This window comes from Thiothrix subterranea (assembly GCF_016772315.1).
In the GTDB taxonomy this organism is placed as follows: Bacteria; Pseudomonadota; Gammaproteobacteria; order Thiotrichales; family Thiotrichaceae; genus Thiothrix; species Thiothrix subterranea.
The window spans coordinates 3,599,373-3,622,196 of record NZ_CP053482.1 but is presented as its reverse complement, the minus strand read 5'-3'; the positions used below and the strand labels follow the sequence as shown (position 1 = coordinate 3,622,196).

Annotated in this window: 22 protein-coding genes; 11 read left to right on the top strand and 11 right to left on the bottom strand. The window is 51.5% G+C overall.

Annotation, left to right across the window (positions count from 1 at the left end; translation table 11 throughout):
• Positions 1 to 291: 291 nt before the first annotated feature.
• The gene (locus HMY34_RS17880) at positions 292 to 1,431 is read left to right on the top strand and encodes an IS4 family transposase (RefSeq protein ID WP_202716780.1); all 1,140 of its coding nucleotides are present in this window, start codon (positions 292 to 294) and stop codon (positions 1,429 to 1,431) included.
• Here the strand turns inward: HMY34_RS17880 and HMY34_RS17875 are convergent.
• Positions 1,428 to 2,870 carry an ATP-binding protein gene (locus tag HMY34_RS17875; RefSeq protein ID WP_202716779.1) on the bottom strand — a complete coding sequence of 481 codons (1,443 nt, stop codon included), beginning with the start codon at positions 2,868 to 2,870 and terminating at the stop codon, positions 1,428 to 1,430. The genes HMY34_RS17880 and HMY34_RS17875 overlap by 4 nt on opposite strands.
• 162 nt (positions 2,871 to 3,032) lie before the next feature.
• Between HMY34_RS17875 and HMY34_RS17870 the strand changes: the two genes are divergently transcribed.
• Both HMY34_RS17870 and HMY34_RS17865 read left to right on the top strand, forming a co-directional pair.
• On the top strand, positions 3,033 to 3,443 hold the full coding sequence (locus HMY34_RS17870; protein ID WP_266096937.1) for a putative toxin-antitoxin system toxin component, PIN family: 411 nt from the start codon (positions 3,033 to 3,035) through the stop codon (positions 3,441 to 3,443).
• Positions 3,440 to 3,667 carry a toxin-antitoxin system HicB family antitoxin gene (locus HMY34_RS17865; RefSeq protein ID WP_202716777.1) on the top strand — a complete coding sequence of 76 codons (228 nt, stop codon included), beginning with the start codon at positions 3,440 to 3,442 and terminating at the stop codon, positions 3,665 to 3,667. Before HMY34_RS17870 ends, HMY34_RS17865 begins: the two co-directional genes overlap by 4 nt.
• A 16-nt stretch (positions 3,668 to 3,683) precedes the next feature.
• Here the strand turns inward: HMY34_RS17865 and HMY34_RS17860 are convergent, their stop codons facing one another.
• Both HMY34_RS17860 and HMY34_RS17855 read right to left on the bottom strand, forming a co-directional pair.
• Positions 3,684 to 6,374 carry an ABC transporter substrate-binding protein gene (locus HMY34_RS17860; RefSeq protein ID WP_202716776.1) on the bottom strand — a complete coding sequence of 897 codons (2,691 nt, stop codon included), beginning with the start codon at positions 6,372 to 6,374 and terminating at the stop codon, positions 3,684 to 3,686.
• Complete coding sequence (locus HMY34_RS17855; protein ID WP_202716775.1) at positions 6,374 to 7,102, bottom strand: UDP-2,3-diacylglucosamine diphosphatase; 729 nt, start codon at positions 7,100 to 7,102, stop codon at positions 6,374 to 6,376. The genes HMY34_RS17860 and HMY34_RS17855 overlap by 1 nt, the downstream gene beginning before the upstream one ends.
• 123 nt (positions 7,103 to 7,225) lie before the next feature.
• Here HMY34_RS17855 and HMY34_RS17850 point away from each other — a divergent pair, with 123 nt between their 5' ends.
• Positions 7,226 to 7,975: a proteasome-type protease gene (locus HMY34_RS17850; protein WP_202716774.1), complete on the top strand. Its 750-nt coding sequence runs from the start codon at positions 7,226 to 7,228 to the stop codon at positions 7,973 to 7,975.
• On the opposite strand, the gene HMY34_RS17845 is transcribed toward HMY34_RS17850, so the two are convergent.
• The 6 genes from HMY34_RS17845 to HMY34_RS17820 form a co-directional block, all read right to left on the bottom strand.
• Positions 7,961 to 8,953 carry a zinc-binding metallopeptidase family protein gene (locus HMY34_RS17845; RefSeq protein ID WP_202716773.1) on the bottom strand — a complete coding sequence of 331 codons (993 nt, stop codon included), beginning with the start codon at positions 8,951 to 8,953 and terminating at the stop codon, positions 7,961 to 7,963. The genes HMY34_RS17850 and HMY34_RS17845 overlap by 15 nt on opposite strands.
• A gap of 102 nt (positions 8,954 to 9,055) precedes the next feature.
• Entirely contained in the window at positions 9,056 to 10,930 is a 1,875-nt protein-coding gene (locus HMY34_RS17840; RefSeq protein ID WP_202716772.1) for a potassium transporter Kup, read from the bottom strand.
• Between the two features lie 14 nt (positions 10,931 to 10,944).
• Positions 10,945 to 11,637, bottom strand: a complete 693-nt coding sequence (locus tag HMY34_RS17835; RefSeq protein ID WP_202716771.1) for a response regulator — start codon at positions 11,635 to 11,637, stop codon at positions 10,945 to 10,947.
• Positions 11,634 to 12,785 carry a DUF4118 domain-containing protein gene (locus tag HMY34_RS17830; RefSeq protein WP_202716770.1) on the bottom strand — a complete coding sequence of 384 codons (1,152 nt, stop codon included), beginning with the start codon at positions 12,783 to 12,785 and terminating at the stop codon, positions 11,634 to 11,636. The genes HMY34_RS17835 and HMY34_RS17830 overlap by 4 nt, the downstream gene beginning before the upstream one ends.
• Positions 12,786 to 12,854: 69 nt before the next feature.
• On the bottom strand, positions 12,855 to 13,547 hold the full coding sequence (locus tag HMY34_RS17825; RefSeq protein ID WP_202716769.1) for a Fic family protein: 693 nt from the start codon (positions 13,545 to 13,547) through the stop codon (positions 12,855 to 12,857).
• A gap of 16 nt (positions 13,548 to 13,563) precedes the next feature.
• Entirely contained in the window at positions 13,564 to 13,761 is a 198-nt protein-coding gene (locus HMY34_RS17820; protein ID WP_202716768.1) for a hypothetical protein, read from the bottom strand.
• A gap of 96 nt (positions 13,762 to 13,857) precedes the next feature.
• Here HMY34_RS17820 and HMY34_RS17815 point away from each other — a divergent pair, with 96 nt between their 5' ends.
• The 6 genes from HMY34_RS17815 (at position 13,858) to HMY34_RS17790 (ending at position 17,924) form a co-directional block, all read left to right on the top strand.
• Positions 13,858 to 14,292, top strand: coding sequence for a putative toxin-antitoxin system toxin component, PIN family (locus HMY34_RS17815; RefSeq protein ID WP_202716767.1), 435 nt, complete (start codon positions 13,858 to 13,860; stop codon positions 14,290 to 14,292).
• A complete protein-coding gene (locus tag HMY34_RS17810) occupies positions 14,292 to 14,522 on the top strand; it encodes a toxin-antitoxin system HicB family antitoxin (RefSeq protein ID WP_202716766.1) in 231 nt (76 codons plus the stop codon). Before HMY34_RS17815 ends, HMY34_RS17810 begins: the two co-directional genes overlap by 1 nt.
• Before the next feature lie 251 nt (positions 14,523 to 14,773).
• A complete protein-coding gene (locus tag HMY34_RS17805) occupies positions 14,774 to 15,148 on the top strand; it encodes an HVO_A0114 family putative DNA-binding protein (protein ID WP_202716765.1) in 375 nt (124 codons plus the stop codon).
• Between the two features lie 83 nt (positions 15,149 to 15,231).
• On the top strand, positions 15,232 to 15,615 hold the full coding sequence (locus HMY34_RS17800) for a DUF6394 family protein (protein WP_202716764.1): 384 nt from the start codon (positions 15,232 to 15,234) through the stop codon (positions 15,613 to 15,615).
• Positions 15,616 to 15,628: 13 nt separating this feature from the next.
• A complete protein-coding gene (locus tag HMY34_RS17795) occupies positions 15,629 to 17,317 on the top strand; it encodes a potassium channel family protein (protein WP_202716763.1) in 1,689 nt (562 codons plus the stop codon).
• Positions 17,318 to 17,423: 106 nt separating this feature from the next.
• The gene (locus tag HMY34_RS17790; RefSeq protein ID WP_202716762.1) at positions 17,424 to 17,924 is read left to right on the top strand and encodes a helix-hairpin-helix domain-containing protein; all 501 of its coding nucleotides are present in this window, start codon (positions 17,424 to 17,426) and stop codon (positions 17,922 to 17,924) included.
• Positions 17,925 to 18,020: 96 nt separating this feature from the next.
• Here the strand turns inward: HMY34_RS17790 and HMY34_RS17785 are convergent, their stop codons facing one another.
• Both HMY34_RS17785 and smc read right to left on the bottom strand, forming a co-directional pair.
• Positions 18,021 to 18,707 carry a cell division protein ZipA C-terminal FtsZ-binding domain-containing protein gene (locus tag HMY34_RS17785; RefSeq protein WP_202716761.1) on the bottom strand — a complete coding sequence of 229 codons (687 nt, stop codon included), beginning with the start codon at positions 18,705 to 18,707 and terminating at the stop codon, positions 18,021 to 18,023.
• A 32-nt stretch (positions 18,708 to 18,739) separates the two neighbouring features.
• Positions 18,740 to 22,300 carry a chromosome segregation protein SMC gene (gene smc, locus HMY34_RS17780; protein WP_202716760.1) on the bottom strand — a complete coding sequence of 1,187 codons (3,561 nt, stop codon included), beginning with the start codon at positions 22,298 to 22,300 and terminating at the stop codon, positions 18,740 to 18,742.
• 111 nt (positions 22,301 to 22,411) lie between these two features.
• Here smc and queF point away from each other — a divergent pair, with 111 nt between their 5' ends.
• Positions 22,412 to 22,801 (top strand): preQ(1) synthase, encoded by a 390-nt coding sequence (gene queF, locus HMY34_RS17775; RefSeq protein ID WP_202716759.1) that lies wholly within the window; start codon positions 22,412 to 22,414, stop codon positions 22,799 to 22,801.
• Positions 22,802 to 22,824: the final 23 nt, after the last annotated feature.

Here is a 22,824-nt window from a genome sequence, read left to right as displayed (position 1 = left end):
GAAATTGGTTTGGGTATTTGAGACGAAGATCAGAAAATTGTAACGCAGGTTGGTGGGAAATTGATATTCAAGCATGGATTTTTCCACCTAACTCTTTTAACAACCAGTTAAGCTGATGCCTTGCATTTGAGATGAGTTCTGAGAATATGAAAATTTCTACATTTGGCTCATGATTTTGACCTCTGTACACGACAAAACTTCTAACCCATTGATTTAGGTATCACACCACATAAGAGATGGAAGTCCATCGCCCCAATGTTTTACTCTCTAGTTACCACACAGGAGAGCGAAATGGATCTGAACGATGGACTGAGAGACAGTTTAAAAGCCTACTTAGGTTGGGGCAAGCCCCGTCTGGATTGTTTTGTGTCAATGCTGCTGGCGCTGCTGAATGCGCGTCAAATGAATTTGACCTTGTTGGCAGTGCATATAGACAGCGATACGGAAATCGCTTCCCGCTATCGACGGATGCAACGCTTTTTTAGCCAAGTGCTCTTTGACTACAATGATATAGCGCACCTCATCATGAACCTGTTCGCCTTCAGCGGGCAGGACTACTACCTCACGCTGGATCGAACGAACTGGCAATGGGGAAAATCCAATCTCAACATTCTGACACTGGCGATTGTTTATCAAGGGGCAGCGATACCCGTTTACTGGATGGTGTTGAACAAACGCGGCAATTCTAACCAACGGGAACGCATTGCGCTGTTACAACGTTTTATCAGCCAATTTGGGCGCAACCACATTCTTGGGGTGCTGGCTGATCGTGAATTTATTGGTGGAGAATGGTGGAAGTGGTTGTCTTCCAAAGAAATTCCCTACCTGATTCGCATCAAGGAAAACCAGTTGATGACCGATAAACACGGTCAAGAAATGCACGTTCGTTCGCTGTTTGCTAATTTGAAACTGGGTAAACAGCGTGTTCTGCGTCACCGTCGGGAAGTCAGCGGGGAATGGGTTTGGTTGAGCGGCTCGAAGCTAGCAAGCGGTGAACTGCTGATTGTCGCCAACAACCACTACACCCCTGACCCGATTGACACCTATCGACTGCGTTGGGAAATCGAAAATCTGTTCCAATGCCTGAAAGGGCGCGGTTTCCACATGGAAGCCACTCACTTCACCAAGCCCCCACGCATCAAAAAGATGATGGCATTGCTCGCCATTGGCTTCTGTTGGGCGCATAAAGTCGGGGAGTGGAAGGAAAAAGCCGTCAAACCGTTGAAGGTTAAAAAGCATGGGCGTAAAGAGCAGAGCGTCTTCCGCTACGGCTTGGATTACCTGACTGATCTGTTAACCCGAAGTGGACGTGAAGCCTTGGATAATCTCAGGCTCGTGATCCTGTTCCTTTGTCCACCTCAATTCATGGTGATAGAGGATGGACGTATGAGATTCAAGCCGTTTTCGTTTAATAAAAATTCAATGGGTTAGGAGAATTGTCGTGTACAGAGATAATTTTCAATTTGTTTTTTAAGTGTTTTATTACTGCTGAATAAAGTATACTTAACATCAAACATCCAAAGATTATTTTCCAATGCCTCATGAATTATCTGCTCATCTGTTTCATCCTTATCACATAATTCTTCTAACTTATCTAAAAATTCAAGCCGTGCTTTACCTTGTTCGCCAATCATAGCCAATTCAAGCAAACCAAACTCTGAAAGAACTTCAGCTATCTTAGCAACATCGGAGTGCTTAGTATCATGTATATATTCAATAATGGTTCTGTAATCAGTACGCTCTAATGCATCCAAAATAACATTAACAATAGGTGTAACCCTTGATTCTGATTCTCCGTAATACTTTTCTGCAACCTTCTTAAAAGCTTTATCAGCAAACTCTCTTTTATACTCAGGAAGTTTTGATAATCTAGCATCAACTGATCGTTTTAATCTTGCTTGTGCAAGGTTAATTTCACGACCATATACTTCATTAAATCTTTCTATCAATATTGGTTCTATATAATTTTTTAATTCCAAATAAAGATGACTATTTTCAATCAAAGCTCCCCAGTCTGCTGTAACATGATCAACCAGCCCATCAGCTTCTACTTCTCCATATAGCTTTTTAAGCAATTTTTGAGGGAAGTAATCTAGTTTATCTAAATCAAAGAAGCTTGGCTTCCCGATAATCTTACCATCAACTCTGATTGAAAGACCTGGCTGCCTAAGATTCGACTTTTGATCTGATATAGAAAACCTCAAAGAAACATTTCCTATTTTTTCTAATTTTTTAGAATGATCTGAGAAATCACCTTGAAGATCATCCACACCCAACTCTTTATTGTCTATAATAATAGAAAATCCATTTTCACGTCCATACTCTCGCAAAAGTAGCTGCCTGAGTTTATCTGCAACTGGATAAGCTAAAGACTGATTAAGGTCACGCAATATTATGCGAACTCCCTGTTTTTCTTTCGCATAATCAATTGAAGTAAATGGTATTGAAAGTTTCTCTATATCCGTTGCCGAGTCATAATCATTTTTCGTAATAACAAATTGACACTTTTTACCACGCGCCCAAGTTTCAAAAGACATAGAGCTTGCGACCATCAAACCTGCAAATTTACCTATTCCTTTTTTACCCTTCACTTTTCGATTTTTCCCTTTAGTAAGCTCACCTCGTCTTTGGCGGCGATCACTTGCAATCAGGAAGTATTCATTTCGCAGTTCGGCTTCTGTCATTCCCGTTCCATCATCTTCTATGATGAGGGGTTCACCACTCATAGGAGTAGGAATGTCAATTTTTATAGTTTCCGCGTCAGCATCCCAAGCATTATCGACCAACTCTTTCAGAGCTAGTTCAGAAGAACGATAACTAGCCAGAAGTTTGGCAAGCCTTGCATCTACTTGAAAGTCTATTTTTTTCATCTAAGTCACGGCAACATATTAAATGATTGGGTATTACTGCTGGAAGTGAATTAAGCTCACTCAATCATAGTCGATAAGTAACAAATTTTCACCACTTTATAAAAATTTAACTACTAGCAGTAGTGGTGGCAAGAGTGATACCATTCTGAAATGAACATAGTCTTGGATACCAACATTTTCCTTGGTGCTTGTATCGGTCAAGGGGCAGCAAACAAGCTGGTGATGAATTGCTTGCAAGAGCTGTTCACGCCATTGATGGGTGTTGCTTTGCTGGCTGAATATGAGGATATATTGGGTCGGGATGATTTATTCACCAAGTCGCGCCTGAATCAGCAGGAACGGGACGAGTTGCTGGATATTTTTCTCAGCCACTGCCAATGGACACCGGTTTATTATGCTTGGCGGCCTAACCTACGCGATGAAGGCGATAATCATCTGATTGAACTGGCTGTTGCTGGTAATGCTCGCTATCTCATTACTTATAATCTACGTGATTTCAAACAGATGGAGTTAAAATTCCCTGAGCTTCATATCCGTCCACCCGAACAGTTTTTTGCGGAGGTATTCTCATGACAGCCATCACCTTACGCCTACCCGATGACAAACACCAACGCCTGAGTGTGTTGGCAAAGCAACGCGGCATGAGCGTCAACCAACTCATGAACGAAATGACAACCCTACTGCTGGCAAGTTTCGACGCTGAAACCCGCTTCAAGGCCAGGGCAGAACGTGGACGCGGCAAAACCGAACGCGGGATTGAACTGTTACGGAAAGCAATGGGAGATACAGCATCATGAAATCATCATCCACATGCTAATCATGCGACGCTCTCTCCGCCAACCACCGCACCAACATCGCCCGCAATTGCGCCACCTCAAACGGTTTCGCCAGATAATCACTCATCCCACTGGCGAGGCAATGTTCGCGAATCGTCGTCGAAGCATGAGCGGTCATCGCAATAATCGGCAACGCTTGCCAACGCGGATTAGTCCGCAATTGACGGGTTAACGCATCGCCCGTCATCCCCGGCATCTCAATATCCATCAACACCAGATCGAAGGTATTCGCCATCAATGCCCCCCGCGCTTGCGTAGCATTTTCCGCCTGCTCGGTAACACAACCGAAAATGCGCAACAACTCCGTGCAGATCATCAGGTTCAACGCATCATCATCCACCACCAAAATCCGCGCCCCCGTCAGCAACGTCTGTGCGGTATCAGCGGCAGGTGTTGGCGCATCAGGCAACAGCGTAGACGCGGCTTCACACCCAAAATCTGCACTGAAAGCGAATTCACTGCCCACGCCGGGAATGCTTTCCACGCTAATCGCACCGCCCATCAACTCCACCAAATGGCGGCTGATGGATAAGCCCAAACCCGCGCCTTTCACCGCTTCATGCTCACCGGAATCAATCCGCACGAATGGCTCAAACAAACTCTCACGCTGATTCGCCGGAATCCCAATCCCCGTATCCCGCACACTGAAGTGCAACCGAACCTTATCTGCCTTCTGCGCTTGCAAGCTCACATGCAAAGAAATGCTACCCTTATTGGTAAATTTAACTGCATTAATCAGCAAATTATTCAGCACTTGGCTCAGGCGCAACGGGTCGCCCACCAACACCGCCGGAATAGCGTCTTGTACCTCCAACCGAAACGCCAAGCCCTTGGCAGTCACGGCATCTTGCACAATGTGCCGGACACTTTGCAGAATCCCCCGCACATTAAACGGCACAGGGCGCAACACCACCTCCCCTGCTTCGATGCAGGAAAAGTCCATCACATCTTCCACAATCCCCAGCAATAAGCGTGAGGAACTATGCAGTTTTTCCGCGTAATCCCGCTGCTTACCCTGCAAACTTTCCTGTTGCAGCAATTGCGCCAAACCCGTGACCGCATTCAACGGCGTGCGGATTTCATGACTGATATTGGCAAGGAAAATGGATTTGGCACGCGTCGCCGTATCCGCTTGTTCCTTGGCTTGCTGTAATTTCTGCTGAACATCGACCTGCGAAGTAATGTCCATGATCAAGCCTTCCAACATCAGCGGCTCGCCCGCTGCATCGTAAGCCACGCAATGCCCTTGCTCCCACACCCAACGCCATTCACACGAACGGTGCTGTATCCGGTAACTCAACTGGAACGGATGCCGCGCCGAACTCGCCTTAACCACTGTCGCTGTCACCCCCGCACGGTCATCAGGGTGAATCAAATGCGTCCACGTCAATCGCTGTGACGCAATCAACCATTCAGCGGGATAACCCGTCAGGGCTTCGCAGCCTTCGCTGACAAATTCCATCGTCCAATCCGCATCGTTGTGGCAACGGTAAGCCATCCCCGGTAAGTTGCCGATCAAACTCTGCAAGGAACGCTGGCTTTCCTGCAATAACTGCTCACTGGCTTGCTGGGCAGTAACCGAGTGTTGCAATAAGGTATTTTTCTCCTGCAAACGCCCATTGAACCACGCCACCATGCCACTGCCGACAAAGCCCAACAGCGCCACCACCCCAAATCCGCCGAGTACCCACCACAACCAGCGGTAATCCGGCTTCTGGTCGGGGTCGTACAAAAAACCATCCAGCTTACTAGTGTCTTTGACCATCCCCAACTTGACGAAGGTATCCGCCATACGCCGCCAGCGTTCCGAATTCATGTGACCGATTTTGACAATATCCGGCTTCACCAACTCGTGGATACGCGCCGCTTCAAACTGCAACGCCTCACGGTTCAACTGCGGGTAACGTTTCAGCAACACCGTGATCATATCATCGGGATTTTCCAGCGCGTATTGCCAACCGCGCACCACCGCACGGCGTAACGCCGCCACTTGCGCGGGGTGTTCCTCTAGGTGGCGTTCACTGGTAAACAAAGTATCGCCGTAAAAATCCACCCCGTAAGTGATCGGCTGAATGTAGTGGATATCTCGCCCCGCCTGCTGATTGAAGAACGGCTCACTGGTCATGTAACCGTATTCCGCATCCACCTGCCCCGACAGCAACGCCGTCATGCCCGGTCGATTCGGTTGCAATGCCAAGGCATCCAACGTCACGCCTTCGTTCACAAACATCGCCGCAATTTCCACCAGCGGCTGCCCGCCGACCTGCATTCCAATGCGTTTATGGGCTAAATCGTGCGGGGTGCGCAAACCCGCCTTGCCCTCAGTCATCAACATCGCGGGCGAATGCTGGAAAATGCTTGCTAACGCCACCACCGGCTTGCCTTGCAACCGGTAGTACACCAAGTCCCCCGCCTCAATCGCGTAGTCTGCTCGCCCTTCCATGACCTCAATCAGCGGCGCAATGTCTGAACCGCCGGGTACTAACGTGACATCCAGCCCTTCCTCATGGAAAAAGCCGTATTCCAACGCAGCGTAATACCCCGCAAATTGGAACTGCGGTTGCCATTTCAATTGTACGGTCACAGGTTCTAAGGTAGGCGGCGCGGCGCTTGCCAGCTTTCCCAACAGACAACACAGCAAACCTAGCCAGATGAGGCGACGCATCATTAACACTCCAACGTCATGGTGTCGGCATCCACACGCAAAAAACTGCCCTTGGCTTCGTGCCAATCGCCCAATACTACCCGCTGTGATCGCAAGTCATCCAGCAGGAAATCATGCACAGCAGGGCGGTGCGTATGCCCGTGAATCATGCACGTTACACCCGCTGCCCGCAAGGTCGCTTCTACGGTTTGTTGATTCACATCCAAAATTGCCTCCGCCTTGCCCTGCATACGCTGGCGGCTTTGCGCCCGCATCGCTTCGGCTTGACGAATACGCTCTGCCAGCGGCAAGGCGAGGAATTGCTGCTGCCATTGCGGGTTGCGAAACAGCTTGCGCACTTGCTGGTATTCGACATCATCGGTACACAGCGTATCACCGTGCAACAGCAAGGTCGGCGTGCCATACAAGTCGATCACCTGTTGTTCGGGCAGCAACGTACACCCCGTCGCTTCAGCAAATCGTTCCCCCACCAAAAAATCGCGGTTGCCGTGCTGAAAGTATAATTTCACGCCACTATCGTGCACCTGTCGCAAACCCGACACCACCGGCTGAAACACTGCCGCATCAGGCGTCGCCAGCGCATCATCGCCGACCCAATATTCAAACAAATCACCCAAAATATAGAGCGCATCCGCCCTGCCCTCAATCTGTTCCAATAAATTGAGCAGCAACCGAATTGCACCGGGGCGAGTACCATCTAAATGCAAATCTGCAATAAACCAGCTTGACATACGCATCTTTTATCCCAAAAACCATTATTATCATCGTAAAGTTGCAAACAATTTCAATGGAACATTGACCTATCACAAAGAGTCTAATAACTTATCTTCACCTTAACCACCCCACAAACTGACATGACATATTGTATCGGCATTTCTCTCGACGATGGGCTTGTTTTAACCTCTGACTCACGTACTAACGCGGGCATTGATCATGTCAGCACTTACAGCAAGATGCACCGTTGCGTCACTACCCCGGATCGCTGCTTAGTGATTATGAGTGCGGGCAATCTCGCCACCACTCAAGGCGTGATTCAACAAATCCGCCGCGATGTATTGGAAGGCTTGCCCCGTAACATCAATACCTTAAGCTATCTGGCGGATGTAGCTGAATACTTGGGTGATGTATTAGTCAACCGGATTCGCAAGCACACCGAACAAACCGGTTTTGTCCCCGACGCCACGCTGATCCTCGGTGGGCAGATTCAAGGGCGCAACCCCAATATCTACATGATTTACCCGCAAGGTAACTACATTACCTCCTCGGCGGACACCCCTTATTTGCAAATCGGCGAAAGCAAATACGGCAAACCCGTGTTGGATCGTTTTATCACCCGCGACGCTTCGCTGGAAGATGCCGCCATTTGCTCGCTGATTTCCATGGATTCCACCATGAAAAGCAATGCCAGCGTCGGGCCACCGATTGAAGTCATGATTTACCCACGCGACCAATTCAACGCCCCCAAACACTACAAGTTTGAAGCGGAAGACCCGTATTTACTTGAAATCCGCCACGAATGGGCGAATCAGTTGAATCGCGCGTTCCGTTCCATGCCGCGCTTGGAAGTCCACGCCAAACCGAACAGCACCCTACATACCTTCTGAACCCGTGACCAGTTGGTGAATAAAGCGCAGTTTCACAATGACCTGCCGCGATAAGGTGAAAGGGTAAGCATCCGGCTGCCCCATGCTGCGATTGAGTGCATTCATGGTGCGCGACAGTTGCCGCCATTCCTGCATCAATAAGTGGAAACCATCGGGGTCAACGGTCTCACGGTGAATTAAGCCAAAGCTGGTCGCGGTTTCCAGCGTATCCATAATGTGCAGGTAATGCGCCCACGTTTCTGCCCAATCCTCCCACGGGTGGGCGCTGGCGTAAGCGCTGATGTGGCGCTTTTCCCATTGCGGAATTGCGCCATAAGCGTAATAGCAATCCAACGATTCGCGGTAATTTTCCTCGCCCCCAAACAAATTGCGGAAACGCGGATACCATGCCGAATCCCGCACCAATTTGTCCCAATAATAATGCCCGCTTTCATGGCGCAAATGCCCCAATACCGTGCGGTAACGTTCTTTCAATTGTTCACGCGCTGTCACGCGATGCGCCTCATCCGCTTCCACCGCGTGCAAGGTAATCACACCGCTTTTATGCCCGGTGTAAACCACTCTTTTTTTCACCAACGGGTTCGTGCGTTGATCTTCCAAAAAATCAAACACCATGCCAAAAGACGGGTCTTGTTCCCGCCCCACCAACGGCAATCCCAAGGTGATCAACGAATACACCAAGCGCCGCTTTGCGCGTTCCAACACCGTCCAACGCTGCACATTGATGGGAATATCTTGTGCCGGAACGGTGCGTGTCAACCGGCACGAATAGCACTGCTTGTGCTTATCAGCGTGCGACAATAACCAATTACACCCCACCGAATGTTCACGCAGCGAGCATACCCGCAAGTGCGGCGCACGGTTCAGCACTAACATCTCCAACGTATCCGGGTTAAACCCTAATGCCCTGCCGCAACACGGGCATTCTTTATCCTCAAACAAGACCTCTTGACCGCAAATACAGTGGAAACGCTTCATAAATTATCAGTCACCCACTTGTACAAAATACTGTTCAGGGTAACACATGTAGCTCACTATTGGTGCATCATCTCTCCGCGTGTGCCAGCGATCCATGCCATTTTACAACGTCACCTGCGTCCCAATTTCCACCACTTGCTCCGATGGCAAATTAAAGTACGTCGCGGCACTTTCTGACTGGCGCATCATCCAGCCAAACAGCGCACACCGCCAATACGGTAATACCCCTTCACAATCCACAATCGAAGTACGCGCCACGAAAAACGTAGTGCTATCCGCAGGCAAGTCCAATTGGTAATTGACCGTACCGCGCAATGCTTTGCCCAAATCCGGCTCTTCGCGGAAGCCAAAGCGCACCGCCACGCTGTAGATCCCCGGCGCAAGCCCCGTCACCATCAAACGATTTTCTTCCTCAACATACGGCACTTCCTCATTATCCACATGCAGGAACACAATCTGCTCATGCATCACCTTGTAATGCTTAATGTTATAAAACAAGCGGCTAGGCACAAGATTCGGGTTGGAAGCCAGATACACCGCCGTTCCAGAAACACGCGGAATCTCGCGGTGTGGGTCGGCGACAAATTTACGCATGGTCACATTGATTTTGCGCCGATGTTCCGCAATCAACTCGCTACCTGTTTTCCATGTCGTCAGCAAAGTGAAAATGGCCAATCCCAGTAAAATCGGTAGCCAGCCGCCATGCCCGATTTTGCTCAGGTTGGAACTGAAGAACATGATTTCAAATACAATTGCCACCAGCACACTGGCAATAATCGCCTTGCGCAAGCGTTGGTTGGGGCGAGCCAATGCCACCAGAAAAATCAACACGCTGGTAATAATCATCGTGCCGGATACCGCAATCCCGTAAGCCGCTGCCAAGCCGCTGGACGAGCCAAACCCCAGCACCAGCAGGATAACCCCCAACAACATCAACCAGTTGACGCTGGCAATGTAAATTTGCCCCTGTTCCGAATCCGAGGTGTGCTGCACCCGAATGCGCGGCAAATAGCCCAAGCGCGTGGCTTGCTGGGTAAGCGAATACGCACCGGAAATGGTGGCTTGCGAAGCAATCACGGTTGCCATCGTCGCCAGCACCACCAACGGCACGAGCAAGCCATCTGGCGCGAGAAAATAGAACGGGTTCTGCGTCATCGTGGGGTCACGCATCACCAACGCGCCTTGCCCAAAATAATTCAGGATTAAGGCAGGCCACACCAAGCCATACCAAGCCAAGCGGATGGGTTTTGCGCCAAAATGCCCCATGTCGGCATACAAGGCTTCGCCGCCGGTCAACGCCAGAAACACAGCGGAAAGCAATACAAATGCAGCAAGCGGGTGATGCAGGGTGAATTCCAGCGCGTACAACGGGTTCAAGGCTTGCAACACCTCCGGCGTTTGCAAAATACTGCTAATGCCCAGTGCCCCCAAACTCACAAACCACACCACCGTAATCGGGCCAAACAAGATGCCCACTTTCGCCGTACCGAACCGCTGGATCAAAAACAGGCTGATTAAAATACCCAAAGTAATCGGGATAATCAGGTGTTCAAACTGCGGGGTTGCCACGCTGATCCCTTCGATCGCCGACAATACTGAAATCGCGGGGGTAATAATGGCATCGCCGTAAAACAATGCAGCCGCAAACACCCCGATCAGTGCCACCGCCTTTGACCATTGCGGCATGGTACGGCGCGTGTGCCGATGCGCAAGGGCTTGCAAAGCCAACACGCCGCCTTCGCCCTTATTGTCGAAACGCAATACCAGCCATACGTATTTGAGGGAAATAATCAGGGTAATCGCCCAAAACAGTGCCGACAGTGTAGCCAGCACATTGGCATGACTGGGTGCTAACCCATGCGTAAAGGCTTCTTTGAAGGCATACAGCGGGCTAGTGCCAATGTCGCCGTAAACAATGCCCAAGGCGGCTAGGGTCAATGCCCCCAGCTTTTGTTTGGGAACGTGCGAGTTAGTCATATCAGGATTCCTTCCTACAATTGGAAACGGTAGCCAATGCCGGTTTCGGTGAGTAAATGGCGCGGTTGGCTGGGGTCATCTTCGAGCTTCTGGCGCAAATGCCCGACGTACACGCGCAGGTAGTGATTGCTTTCCACATACGTGCTGCCCCACACTTCGCGCAGCAAATGGCGGTGGGTCATGACCCGCCCTGCATTGAGCAACAGCAGGCTTAACAGGTGAAACTCAATCGGAGTAATGCGCACGGCTTCCCCGCGACGGCGCACTTGGCGTTGTGACAAATCCACTTCAATATCACCGAAATGAATCAGCGGGCTGGCGGTTTCTGGGTTGAACTGGCTGCGGCGCAACAGGGCGCGTACCCGTGCCAGCAATTCGCCAGTCGAAAACGGTTTGCTGAGGTAATCGTCAGCACCCGCATCCAGTGCCTTGATTTTGTCTTGGTCGGCACTACGGGCGGATAGCACCAACACCGGCAATTTTGACCAAGTGCGCAAGGTCTGAATGAGTTGCACACCATCACCGTCGGGTAGCCCCAAGTCCAGAATGAGCATATCCAGCCGTTGGGTGCGGATGTCCTGTAAGCCTTGTGCGCAAGTACCTGCTTCGGTGACTTGATAGGCTTCACTTTCCAAGGCGGTGCGGACGAAACGGCGGATGTGCTGTTCGTCTTCCACCACCAGAATATGGCTGATGGCTGTGGTCATGGGGTATTGCCTGTGGGGTGAAAGGGTTCGGGTTCGATGATCGGGGGCGTACCCAACGGCAGGTGAAAGCAGATACACCCGCCGCCGTGCGTTGGGTTGCTGGCAGCAATATCGCCATCGTGCGCTTCGATAATGGCGCGGCAAATGCTCAAACCCAGCCCCACACCGGGGATGGTGGATTCGTGGTTGCCGCGTTCAAACAGCTCGAAGACTTGGTTCAGCTTGTCAGCCGGAAAGCCTTCACCGGGGTTGCACACGCAAATTTCCACCTGTGTGGGCAGCAGCTTGGCGGTGATTTGCAGGGTGGAATCGGCAGGCGAATACTTCGCAGCATTTTCCAGCAAGTTGCAAAATACCCGTTCCATGAGGATGGCATCGAATTCCAGCAGGGGTAAATCGGCGGGTAGGCTGACTTTGACCGGTTGGTGGCGCAGGGCGACTTTGAGCAGCTTGGTGCTTGCGCCGATGACTTCTTCCAGCGGCTGCCATTCCTTGCGGAATTTCATGCCGCCTGCTTGCAACCGTGCCATTTCCAGCAAATTGCTGACCATGCTATTGAGGTGTAGGGCTTGGTCGCGGATAGCGGTAATGGTTTCCTGCGTGTCGGATGGCAACGGCGGTTTGCTCAGTTTTAGGGATTCTGCCAGCCCGTATAACGAGGTGAGCGGGGTGCGGATGTCGTGTGATAGCGCAGAGAGGATGGTGTTGCGCAAGCGTTCCGAGAGCATTTGCATCCGCGCTTCGTGGGCAACTTTTTCGAGTTCGTACAGGCTCAGGGCTTGCTGTTCGCGGGTGTTGGCATCGGTGGCTTGCTGGCGTAATCCCGCAGTCAGGTGGGTAATGATGAGGGCAACGACTAGCATGACGGCAAACGTGACGAGGTATTGGGCGTGGGCAACCGAGAGCGACCAATGCGGTGGCACAAAAAAGAAATCGAAGGCAATCACGCTGCAAAATGCGGTGAGGATAGCAGGGCGACGACCCAGCTTGACCGCCACCAGTACCACGGTCAGCAAAAACAGCATGGCGGTATTGGCTAAATCGAGATGGTTATGCAACGGTACTGCCAGCAGGGTGGTGATGCCAACCGCCAGCAATGCCAATAAATGCCGTTGCCATAAAGGGCGGGCTTCCAATCCGTTTTTCATCTGACATCCAGATTCACATAGGGCTATGGCGCGAAGTCTGGCAGTTTGGAGATAAAAATGGTGTAGAAATTATGTCCCGCGCATAATCCGCAGCACCCGCTCATCCATGCACGAACGCATAAACGCATTCATCGCGGTTTCATCACCCGAATCATAGAACGCCAGCATCAAGGTGTTGAATTCCAGTTGGCGTTTGGCGGGTAAATTGATCGCGGGGTAGCCGTGTTGGAGCAAATGCCCATTCATCATGAAACGCCCCATACGCTTGTTCACGTCGTAGAAAAATTGGCAACGCGCCATCGTCAGGAAGAGGTGGATGGCTTGGTCGTAAATGTCGTTGATGTGGGCAAGGTCGGCAAGCATTGCCTCGAAACGGGCGGGCAATTCGGCGATGGGTGGCGGCATGTAATCTGTTCCAGCGATGAATACGCCACCGGAGCGGAAGCGTCCCCATTCTAATGCCTCTTCTTTGCCCGCAGCGGCGTGGAGTGCGCAGGCTTTTTCGGCGGAAACGGTGAATTCGCCGCGTTCGAGCCAGCTAAACAATAGCCGCCATGCGTTGCCTTGGTTGACGGTGATTTGCTGATCGGAAAGTTTGTGTCCGCCCACGGTGATGCCGTCCAGCAGGGTTTGGACTTCTGGCAGGGTCATGTTGATGCCTTCCAGATTGACCGCATCGCAGACGAATTCGCTGAGCTGGCGCTTTGCCAGCATTAGCGCGGTGGCGGAGTTGGGGGGGATTTGCCAGTGGAGGTCTTGCATCGGTGTTCTCATGACGTTAAAGGCTGCTCTGAATAGAGGTTAGCACAGCACCGATGTCGTCTTGGTGTTTGGCTACGAACTCGCCAATTTTGCTGGCATCGTCGGTGAAACCTGCAATTTGTTTGACTCCTCCGATAAAACGGCTTAACAGCGCTTCGGCTTCGACCACATCCTGCATTTTGACGACGGCTTTGGTGATGTTTTTGGGGGACATAGCAAAGCCCGGTGTGTTGCAGTTAGCGTATAGTATGCCAGAAATACCCTAACCATACACCACGACAACTGACAGCATATCAGCTATCATAACGGCATGATTACCGCCGTTATCGACACCAATGTTTTCATTTCCGCACTGATGAAGGCTGACACCGCGCCACGGGCATTGTTGCGCCGCTGCCTGTTGGGGCAAGTACAGCCATTGATCGGCAATGCCCTGTATTCGGAATACGAAGACATCATGACGCGGGAGCATGTATTCACCACCAGTGCCGTAACAGCGGATGAGCGCGAAACACTGTTCAACGCTTTTGTTTCTCAATGCCAGTGGGTCAATATCTATTATCGGTGGCGACCAAACCTTCGGGATGAAGCCGACAATCACCTCATGGAACTCGCCATAGCAGGCAATGCCCAATGGCTGATTACAGGCAACACCCGCGATTTCTGGCAACATGAATTGCAATTCCCTGACATTCGGATAGCAACCGTGACGGAATTTCTGCAAACACTACAGGAGGCAAACTAATGGCAACCATGACAATCCGTCTACCTGACGAGCAACACAACCGCCTGAAAACCCTAGCAACCCGTCGCGGCGTTAGCCTGAACAAGCTGATGGAAGAATTCGCCATCCGCATTCTCACTGAAACGGATGCCGAAACCCGTTTCCGCCTACGGGCAGCGCGTGGCAATGTCTCAGAAGGTTTGGCAGTACTCGATAAGCTGGATAAGCATTACGCTCAAGCAGGAAAGTAAAGCTAACAACACCAAACAGCATTGATTTCACCTCTCATCCGTTGTCATAATGTCAACATGAAAGCAACACTTATCCTGAAAGACAGAATCGTGTACGAAGGCAGATACATACAAGAAATGGTGATCTGGGAAGTGCCGCAACCCGTGGCAGGCAGTCAGCATCTCTACAAATATGGCTTACCCTTTCGTTACTATCCAGCAACTGGTTGGAGATTTTTTAGTTGATGTAGAAGAGCAACGGAGGCAATACCATGCAAAACAACCCTAAACGCACCCTCGAAATCAAAATCCAGTCTGAAAAACAGACGATGCAAGCCTCAGCAGCGCGTTTCCTGAATGCGTGGAATAAAAGCGAATACGCAGGCGAATACCTGACGTTCACTTCCCCCAGCATGTTTTTTGAGGTGATCAACGCCCGTCGTTGGGATTTGGTTATAAAACTGCAAACCCTCGGCAAAACCAGCATCCGTGAACTAGCGCGGCAGTCAGGGCGTGATGTCCGACGGGTACACGATGACATTAAAATCCTGATCGAACACGGGATTGTCGAACAAGATGCAGAAGGTGTTTGCGTTCCCTACGACGAGATTCACGCCGACTTCACGTTGATGGCAGAGGCTGCGTAATCGAGTCAGAAACGGATTTTCCGTATCACTTGGCCTATATGACTTTGATTGTATTAATTTTAATGTCTATTTGAGTATTCCCCATGAATTCAGAAAAAGTGGTTTTCGGTTTTTTTATCCTGTTGGCGTTGACGCTGAACTTCGGTTTTTTCATCGGCGACATTGACAATATCGCCCATCACAATGTCTACGAATTGTTTGCCGCACTGGTCGTCAGCCTGATTGCCACGGTATTGAAATTTGGCGACAGAACACATCTGGGGGCGATTTTCTTGGCAACCAGTTTGGTGGCAGATTTGCAATTGCTGATGGCTGCTCTGATCTGGGGTTACGCCGCTCACGTCAGTGCGGCGGGTATGGATACGGAAGCAACCGTAGCGGTGGTATCGTTCTCCGGTGGGGCGTTACTGGCGAATATTGTCTCGGTTGTTTTGCTGTTGGCGGAAACCATGACCGTGCGTCGCTAGGCAGGAGAAAGCCATGCCTGACATTTTTTATGTGCTGTTACGGCGGATGCGTACACCGCTGATTGTGCTGATTGTGATGTATTCGGTGGCGGTGTTGGGTTTTACCCTGATTCCGGGGCAAGATGCCGAAGGCCAGCCTTGGCACATGTCGTTTTTCCACGCGCTTTATATAGTCAGTTATACCGCTTCCACCATTGGCTTTGGGGAAATTCCCTACGCCTTTACCGAGGCGCAACGCTTGTGGATGATGTTTGTTATCCATCTGACGGTGGTTGGCTGGTTGTACAGCATTGGTTCATTACTGGCTGTGTTGCAAGACCCGGCTTTTCGGCGGTTGCGTACCGAATACGTGTTTCAGCGCAGTGTGAAACGTTTGCGCACCCCGTTTTATCTGGTGTGTGGTTACGGCGATACCGGCGGGATTTTAGTCAAAGCGTTGGCTGATGAAGGCATTAAGGCGGTGGTGGTTGACCGTGATGAAAACCGTCTCAATGAATTGGAATTGAATGATTGTATCCGTCGTCCGCTGGGCTTATTGGCGGATGCTGCCAAGCCAGCGGTTTTGGAAATGGCGGGCATTACTAACAATTACTGCATTGGCGTGATTGCGCTGACGGATTCCGACCAAACCAATGTGATGGTGGCCTTGAGTGCGCACTTACTTAACCCGAATCTTCGGGTGTTAGCGCGGGTCGAATCCGCAGAAGCCGGGGCAAATATCCGTTCTTTTGGCAAAAATGAAGTCATTAACCCGTTTGAGACGTTCGCGGGGCGGTTGGCAATGGCGATTCATTCACCCGGCATGTATACCTTGTTTACCTGGATGACCGGAGTTCCGCACGAGCCGTTGCGTGAACCGTTATTCCCTGACCGGGGCTTATGGGTAATTTGTGGGTTTGGGCGGTTTGGTAAAGCCTTGCACCGGCATCTGGAAGCGGCGGGCATCCCCATGCAAGTGATTGACCCCGACCCCGTTGCCAACCAAGCTCCAACGGGGGCAATTATCGGCTCTGGCGTAGAGGCCATCACGTTGCAACAAGCTGGGGTGAAACAGGCGGTAGGCGTGATAGCCGGAACAAACGATGATGTGAGCAACCTATCAATTTTAATGACCGCCCGCGAACTACGCCCGGATCTTTTTATGGTTGCGCGGCAAAACCAGCGTGATAACAGTCTGGTATTTGATCGCGCCGACATTGACCTGTTGATGAAGCGCGGTGATGTCATTGCCCACAAAATTTTTGCGTTGTTACGGACGCCGCTGATCAGCGATTTTCTGGATGCTGCCCGTGAGCGCGATGATGACTGGGCAAACCAAATGGTTAGCCGGATTTTAGGTGTAGTCAGTGAGGAAGTGCCTTACTTGTGGGAAATAAAAATCAACAAGGTGCGCACTCCGGCCTTGTATAAAGCGTGTTTGATGGGGCAAGTGCAGTTACGCGATTTGTTGCGTGACCCACGCGAGCGGGTTAAAAGTTTGCCAGTTATTCCCTTGTTATTGAAACGGGATGGGCAAGTCATGGTATTGCCAGAGCTGGACAAACCGCTAGAAGTTAGCGACCGCTTATTGATGTGTGCGGCTTGGCCGATTAGCGATGAGATGCGCTGGGCGACTCAAAATGAAAATGTTCTGCATTATTTACTGACAGGACAAGAAACATCTGGTGGCGACGTATGGGGAAGATTATTACAAAACCGTTAAACTGAGCAAAATATAGCCGTTTTTGTCATCATTTTCAGACGGTGCTAATGTTAAGCTTTTATGACAAGGAATTTCTCCAAGTAACAAAACCATAAGGAAAATCAAAATGGAACTAGAAGTCGTTGCTATCAAGTATGTAGGCCCTGCCACCGTCAAACGCTTAGCCGAACACGGCATTACCACTGTCGAGCAATTGGCTGCCATGTCAGTGGAAGCCCTCACTGCCCTGCCCGGCATCGGTGAAAACACCGCCCCGCTCATTATTGCCAATGCGCAAGACGTTCTCGCTGCCCCCCTCGCCGCGCCTGAACCTGAAACCCCAGAACCTATTGCCATAGAAAGTGCTGAAGTTACAGAAGTCATGTCAGAAACATCCTCAGAACCCGAACTCTCTGCAAAAGTCCAAAAGAAGCTGGCAAAACAAGCCAAAAAGCTGAAAAAAGCCCAAAAAGCGGAGAAAAAAGCGCTCCGCAAAGCGGAAAAGAAAGCGGAGAAAAAGGCTGCAAAACACTTAAAAGCTGAGCAAAAAGCTGCCGAGAAAGCGGAAAAGAAAGCGGCTAAACAAGCCAAAAAAGCCGATAAAAAAGCAGCCAAACAAAAAAGCTAATCATCCCGACTACCACCGTAGAGACGCAAGATTTTGCGTCTCTACTTTAATGCCAACGTCATCTTGCGTCTCTACATCAATGCCCACGCCACGTCATCAAGCCGCTAACGCCAATAAATCAGAACGCACATCCGGCGTAATCGGTTGTTGGTTATGGTCTTTCAACACCCCATTCAGCGATTCCGCCAACCGTTCCGCAGTACGCAAAAAGTCATTGATCGCGTCATTATCATCAATCGGGCTGGGTAAATTCAGGATCATGGAAAGCCCCGGTGTGGCGTGCATCACTAACTCATCCGGTACTAATGTCCAGGGTTTGACCCCATTAGCCACGCTAAACAAGCTGGCTTCACCCTGTTCGGTCAGCACATAGCGGTGGAAAATATCCATCTCACCGAAGCCCAAACCCGCATCATCCAGCGCCCGCAACACTTCTTCGCCGCCAAACCCGGCGTCAATATCGGCGGCAATGAACAAAATCAGTTGCGGCGGCAGCATCGCCGCACTCGCAGGGCTTGGCGCAGCGGCGTTTTTAGCTTTGCCTGACACATTCGACATCATCACATCCGACATATCACGGGCATTCGCGGCGGGGCGCTTACCGTCACGGGCGGGAACATCATCGGCAACGCTGGAAAGCTCATTGCCATCGGCATCGCGCAGCATGGGAACGGTTTCATCCCGCTTCGTGGGGGAATTGCGCCGGGAAATACGGCTAATGACGTAAATACCCACCAGAGCCGCCAAACCCAACACCATGATAATCAGACTTACCAGTTCCATTTAAAATCCTTTAATCCTTGTTTATTTCAGCGTTAGCTATTTGCCAGTTTGACAGCTTCCGCCATATCCACTGTGACTAACCGTGACACCCCCGCTTCACGCATGGTAACACCGATAAGATTTTCGGCAAGTTCCATCGTGGTTTTATTGTGGGTGATGAATATGAATTGTACCTGTTCTGACATATGCCTGACCAGTTCACAGAAACGCCCGACATTCGCCTCATCAAGGGGCGCATCCACCTCATCCAACAGGCAAAACGGTGCAGGATTCAGCTCAAAAATCGCAAATACCAAGGCTACCGCCGTTAACGCTTTTTCGCCACCCGACATCAGGTAAATGGTCGACATTCGCTTACCCGGCGGGCGTGCCATAATCGCCACCCCGGTTGTCAGCAAGTCATCGCCGGTCATGTCCAGGTAACATTCCCCGCCACCGAACAAGCGCGAAAACATTTCACCCAAACGGCTGTTTACTTTATCGAAGGTTTCCTTAAAACGCGCACGGGTTTCACGGTCAATTTTACGGATAGCGGTTTCTAAGGTCTCTAATGCCGTCACTAAATCGGCATTTTGTTGATCCAGATAGTGTTTGCGCTCTTGTTGTTCACGGAATTCGTCGATGGCAGCAAGGTTGATTGCACCCAAACGCTGAATACTGCGCTGCACACTGTCCAAGGCTTGCAAAAACGTTTCCGCGCTGGCATCTGCCGGAAATTCAGCCTGCAAATTCGCCGCGTCAAACTCGGTTTTAGCAAATTGTTCGGCGAGAGTTTGTTCACGCACTTGCACGCTTTGCCATTCCAGTTTGCGGTTTTCCAAGGCAGTGCGCGAGGTTTCGGCAAGGCATTCGGTTTGGATACGGGCGCTGTCTTGCTGGCGAATCTCGGCTTCGAGCGCTTGCAACTGCTGGCGAGCGTGGGTAAGGCGTTGCTCGACGTCGGCGCGTTGGGTCAGCGCTTGTTCACGCTCTTCTTCCAGTTCTGCGAGCGGATCGTCTTGTAATTGCAATTGTTCCAGCAAGGTTTCGCGCTGTTGTTCCAGCAATTCAAGGCGGCTGTGAATGCGTTCGAGTTGTTGCTGGCTGTTGTCGCGCTGGGTGCGATGGGTTTCGATTTGTAAGCGGGCATCTTGGATGGTGGCTTGCAGGTCACGCTGGGTACGACGGGCGTCGCTGACGGCGTGCTGCCAGTCTTCACGGGTTGCCGCCAGTTGATCGCGTTCGGTTTGCAGGGTGGCAAGCAAGGCCAAAGCCGTGTCACGTTGGATGGTCGCTTGTTGGTGTTCGGCGCTTTGTTGCTGTTGCTGGGTGGCAAGTTCGGCGCATTCGCTGTCAATTTGCTGGCGGCGCTTGCTGATCTGCTCGATGCGCTGTTGTAAGGTGTGCAAGCGGTTGCGCAGTTCGGATTCGCTGCGGTGCCAGCGGTTGACATCGGCTTGGGCTTGCTGGCGCTGTTGTTCGAGTGTGCTAATGCCGGTGCGCACGGCGTCGGCGCGGGTTTGCCCAGCGTTGAGGTCGGTTTCCAGCCGTTCGAGTTGTTCACGTAAGCTCTCAATCTCTTGCTGGCGTTGCAAGATACCGCCGTTGGCTTCGTCTTGGCGGCGACTCCGCAACCAGTTTATGCCTAACCACACGCCGTCACGGGTGATAATGCTGTCACCGGGGACAAGGGTGTGACGCTGAGATAGGGCTTCGTGCAAGGTTTCAGCGCAATGAATGCCGGTGACGAGGCTATGGGCAGCAGCGGGCGCGTGGAGTTTGTGGGCAAGAGACCCCTCACCCCAGCTCTCTCCCTCAAGGGGCGAGGGGGCAGGAGGTGCTTCGATGTTTAGTAACGTTATTCCGGCGTTGGGGAACATATCCGTTCCCCTCGCCCCTTGAGGGACGACGCTGAAAGCGGCTGGGTGCGGGGTTAGGGGTGAGGGGTTCTTCAGGCAGATGGCATCCAAATCTTCCCCCAACACGGCTTCAAACGCGGTTTCCCAACCGGCTTCAACCTTGAGGATTTCGGCAATCCGGGGAGCGGTATCCAAAGCGTGTTCTTTGAGCCATTGTTGGCGTGCTTTATTGGTTTTTTCTAAGCCGGATTGTTGCAACGTTTCCAGCGAGGCTAAGCGCCCTTGCACGGATTGGCGGCGGGAACGTTGCGCGTCGATCTGGCTATTAAGGTCGCGTTGCGCTTGCTGTTGCTGGCTGAGCGTGGCGCTAAGATTGGCAAGCTGGTCTTCGGCAAGCGCGAGTTCTTCGGCGGCGGCTTCGCGTTGCGCTTCCAGCAATTGCACGTCATCGGCAACGTTGGCGGGGGCAAGGTTGTTGGCTTCTTGCTGCAAGCGCTCTAGGCGTTGGCTGGTTTGGCTCAGTTGGCGTTCGAGTTGTTCAATACGGACTTTTTCGACTTGCGCTTGGCGGGTGGGGTCGGCGATGTGTTGTTGCAACGTGTGCCAGTGTTCTTGCCAGTCATTGAGTTGGTCTTCGGCTTCGGCAAGGCGTTCTTCGGCGAAGGCCAATTGCGCACTGAGATCGGCTTCACGCGGAATGAGATCAGCAAGTGCCGCTTCGCTCACGCTGAGTTTGGTACGGTCTTCGGCAGCGTGGCGTAAGGTTTCGGCAATGCTCTGTTCGGCAGTGCGCAAGGCATCCTGTTGGCGACGCTCAATGTCACGCTGGTGTTGGATGCTTTGTTCAATGCGGGCGATTTCTGCTCCCGCTTGGTAATACTCGCCCTGTACCGCGTTCAGGGTTTCGTTGGCATCGGTGTAACGTTCACGCAAGTCGATGAGGAGCATTTCCAGATGCTGCATCTGGGTGAGGTGTGCTTGGTACGCATTGGAAAGCTGACTCAGTTCGCGCAGGCGTTGCGCACCGTCCGCTTGCAGGTGTTGCCATTGCAATAATAGGGCGCTGGCTTCGAGTTGGCGTTCTTGGTCGCGCAAGTCGCGGAAACGTTGCGCGGCTTTGGCTTGTTTGTCGAGGCGTTCCAGTTGTTTTTCGAGTTCGTCGCGCAAGTCGCTGAGGCGTTCGAGATTTTCGCGGGTGTGCGCCATGCGGGTTTCGGTTTCGCGGCGGCGTTCTTTGTAACGTGAAATGCCAGCCGCTTCTTCGAGGGTATGGCGCAATTCTTCAGGTTTGGCTTCGATCAGGCGCGAAATCATGCCCTGTTCAATAATCGCGTAACTGCGTGACCCTAAGCCTGTGCCGAGGAAAATATCGGTAATATCGCGGCGGCGGCATTTCGCGCCATTGAGGAAATATTTGGAATCCCCGTCGCGGCTGACTTGGCGTTTGATTGAAATTTCCGCGTAACTGGCGTATTCGCCGCCCAGCGTGCCATCACTATTGTCAAAAACCAGCTCGACTGAGGCTAAGCCAATGGGTTTGCGCGAGGACGAACCGTTGAAAATCACGTCTTCCATTGACGCACCACGCAAGTGCTTGGCAGACGATTCGCCCATGACCCAGCGCACGGCGTCAATGGTGTTGGACTTGCCACACCCGTTGGGGCCGAGAATGCCGGTGAGGTTGCTGCGTAAATCCAGCGTCACGGGGTCCACGAAACTTTTGAATCCGGCGATGCGAATTTTGCTAAGGCGCACTTCTTTTCCTAATTTAGGGGCGTAGTAATGGACAAACGCGCAAGCATGATATAAAACCAGCGCGTTTTCAACATCCACCCGACTGTTCATCGGGACACTTTAGGAGCAACCATGTCTACATACCCCAGCAAAGAACTCGACACCTTCCCCAACCCTAACCCGCAACGCGATTACACCATTCGCATTGATTTGCCCGAATTCACCTGCATTTGCCCCAAAACCGGGCAGCCGGATTTCGCGCAATTCAAAATCGAATACGTCGCGAATACCAAATGCGTTGAGCTGAAATCCCTCAAACTGTACATGTGGAGTTACCGCGAAGAAGGCGCATTCCACGAAGCCGTGACCAACAAAATTCTGGAAGATCTGGTTGCCGCCACTGACCCACGCTTTATGCGCCTGACCGGGGTGTGGAATGTACGCGGCGGCGTTTACACCACCGTGATCGTCGAACACCGTCAAGCAGGCTGGCAACCCGCCCCCAAAGTTGAACTGCCGTAATACGTTGGAAAAATCGGGCGGTG

Coding starts and splice junctions, on each gene's coding strand:
- HMY34_RS17880 (WP_202716780.1), top strand. CDS start 292: ATGGATCTGAACGATGGACTGAGAGACAGTTTAAAAGCCTACTTAGGT.
- HMY34_RS17875 (WP_202716779.1), bottom strand. CDS start 2,870: ATGAAAAAAATAGACTTTCAAGTAGATGCAAGGCTTGCCAAACTTCTG.
- HMY34_RS17865 (WP_202716777.1), top strand. CDS start 3,440: ATGACAGCCATCACCTTACGCCTACCCGATGACAAACACCAACGCCTG.
- HMY34_RS17860 (WP_202716776.1), bottom strand. CDS start 6,374: ATGATGCGTCGCCTCATCTGGCTAGGTTTGCTGTGTTGTCTGTTGGGA.
- HMY34_RS17855 (WP_202716775.1), bottom strand. CDS start 7,102: ATGTCAAGCTGGTTTATTGCAGATTTGCATTTAGATGGTACTCGCCCC.
- HMY34_RS17850 (WP_202716774.1), top strand. CDS start 7,226: ATGACATATTGTATCGGCATTTCTCTCGACGATGGGCTTGTTTTAACC.
- HMY34_RS17845 (WP_202716773.1), bottom strand. CDS start 8,953: ATGAAGCGTTTCCACTGTATTTGCGGTCAAGAGGTCTTGTTTGAGGAT.
- HMY34_RS17840 (WP_202716772.1), bottom strand. CDS start 10,930: ATGACTAACTCGCACGTTCCCAAACAAAAGCTGGGGGCATTGACCCTA.
- HMY34_RS17835 (WP_202716771.1), bottom strand. CDS start 11,637: ATGACCACAGCCATCAGCCATATTCTGGTGGTGGAAGACGAACAGCAC.
- HMY34_RS17830 (WP_202716770.1), bottom strand. CDS start 12,785: ATGAAAAACGGATTGGAAGCCCGCCCTTTATGGCAACGGCATTTATTG.
- HMY34_RS17825 (WP_202716769.1), bottom strand. CDS start 13,547: ATGCAAGACCTCCACTGGCAAATCCCCCCCAACTCCGCCACCGCGCTA.
- HMY34_RS17820 (WP_202716768.1), bottom strand. CDS start 13,761: ATGTCCCCCAAAAACATCACCAAAGCCGTCGTCAAAATGCAGGATGTG.
- HMY34_RS17815 (WP_202716767.1), top strand. CDS start 13,858: ATGATTACCGCCGTTATCGACACCAATGTTTTCATTTCCGCACTGATG.
- HMY34_RS17810 (WP_202716766.1), top strand. CDS start 14,292: ATGGCAACCATGACAATCCGTCTACCTGACGAGCAACACAACCGCCTG.
- HMY34_RS17805 (WP_202716765.1), top strand. CDS start 14,774: ATGCAAAACAACCCTAAACGCACCCTCGAAATCAAAATCCAGTCTGAA.
- HMY34_RS17800 (WP_202716764.1), top strand. CDS start 15,232: ATGAATTCAGAAAAAGTGGTTTTCGGTTTTTTTATCCTGTTGGCGTTG.
- HMY34_RS17795 (WP_202716763.1), top strand. CDS start 15,629: ATGCCTGACATTTTTTATGTGCTGTTACGGCGGATGCGTACACCGCTG.
- HMY34_RS17790 (WP_202716762.1), top strand. CDS start 17,424: ATGGAACTAGAAGTCGTTGCTATCAAGTATGTAGGCCCTGCCACCGTC.
- HMY34_RS17785 (WP_202716761.1), bottom strand. CDS start 18,707: ATGGAACTGGTAAGTCTGATTATCATGGTGTTGGGTTTGGCGGCTCTG.
- queF (WP_202716759.1), top strand. CDS start 22,412: ATGTCTACATACCCCAGCAAAGAACTCGACACCTTCCCCAACCCTAAC.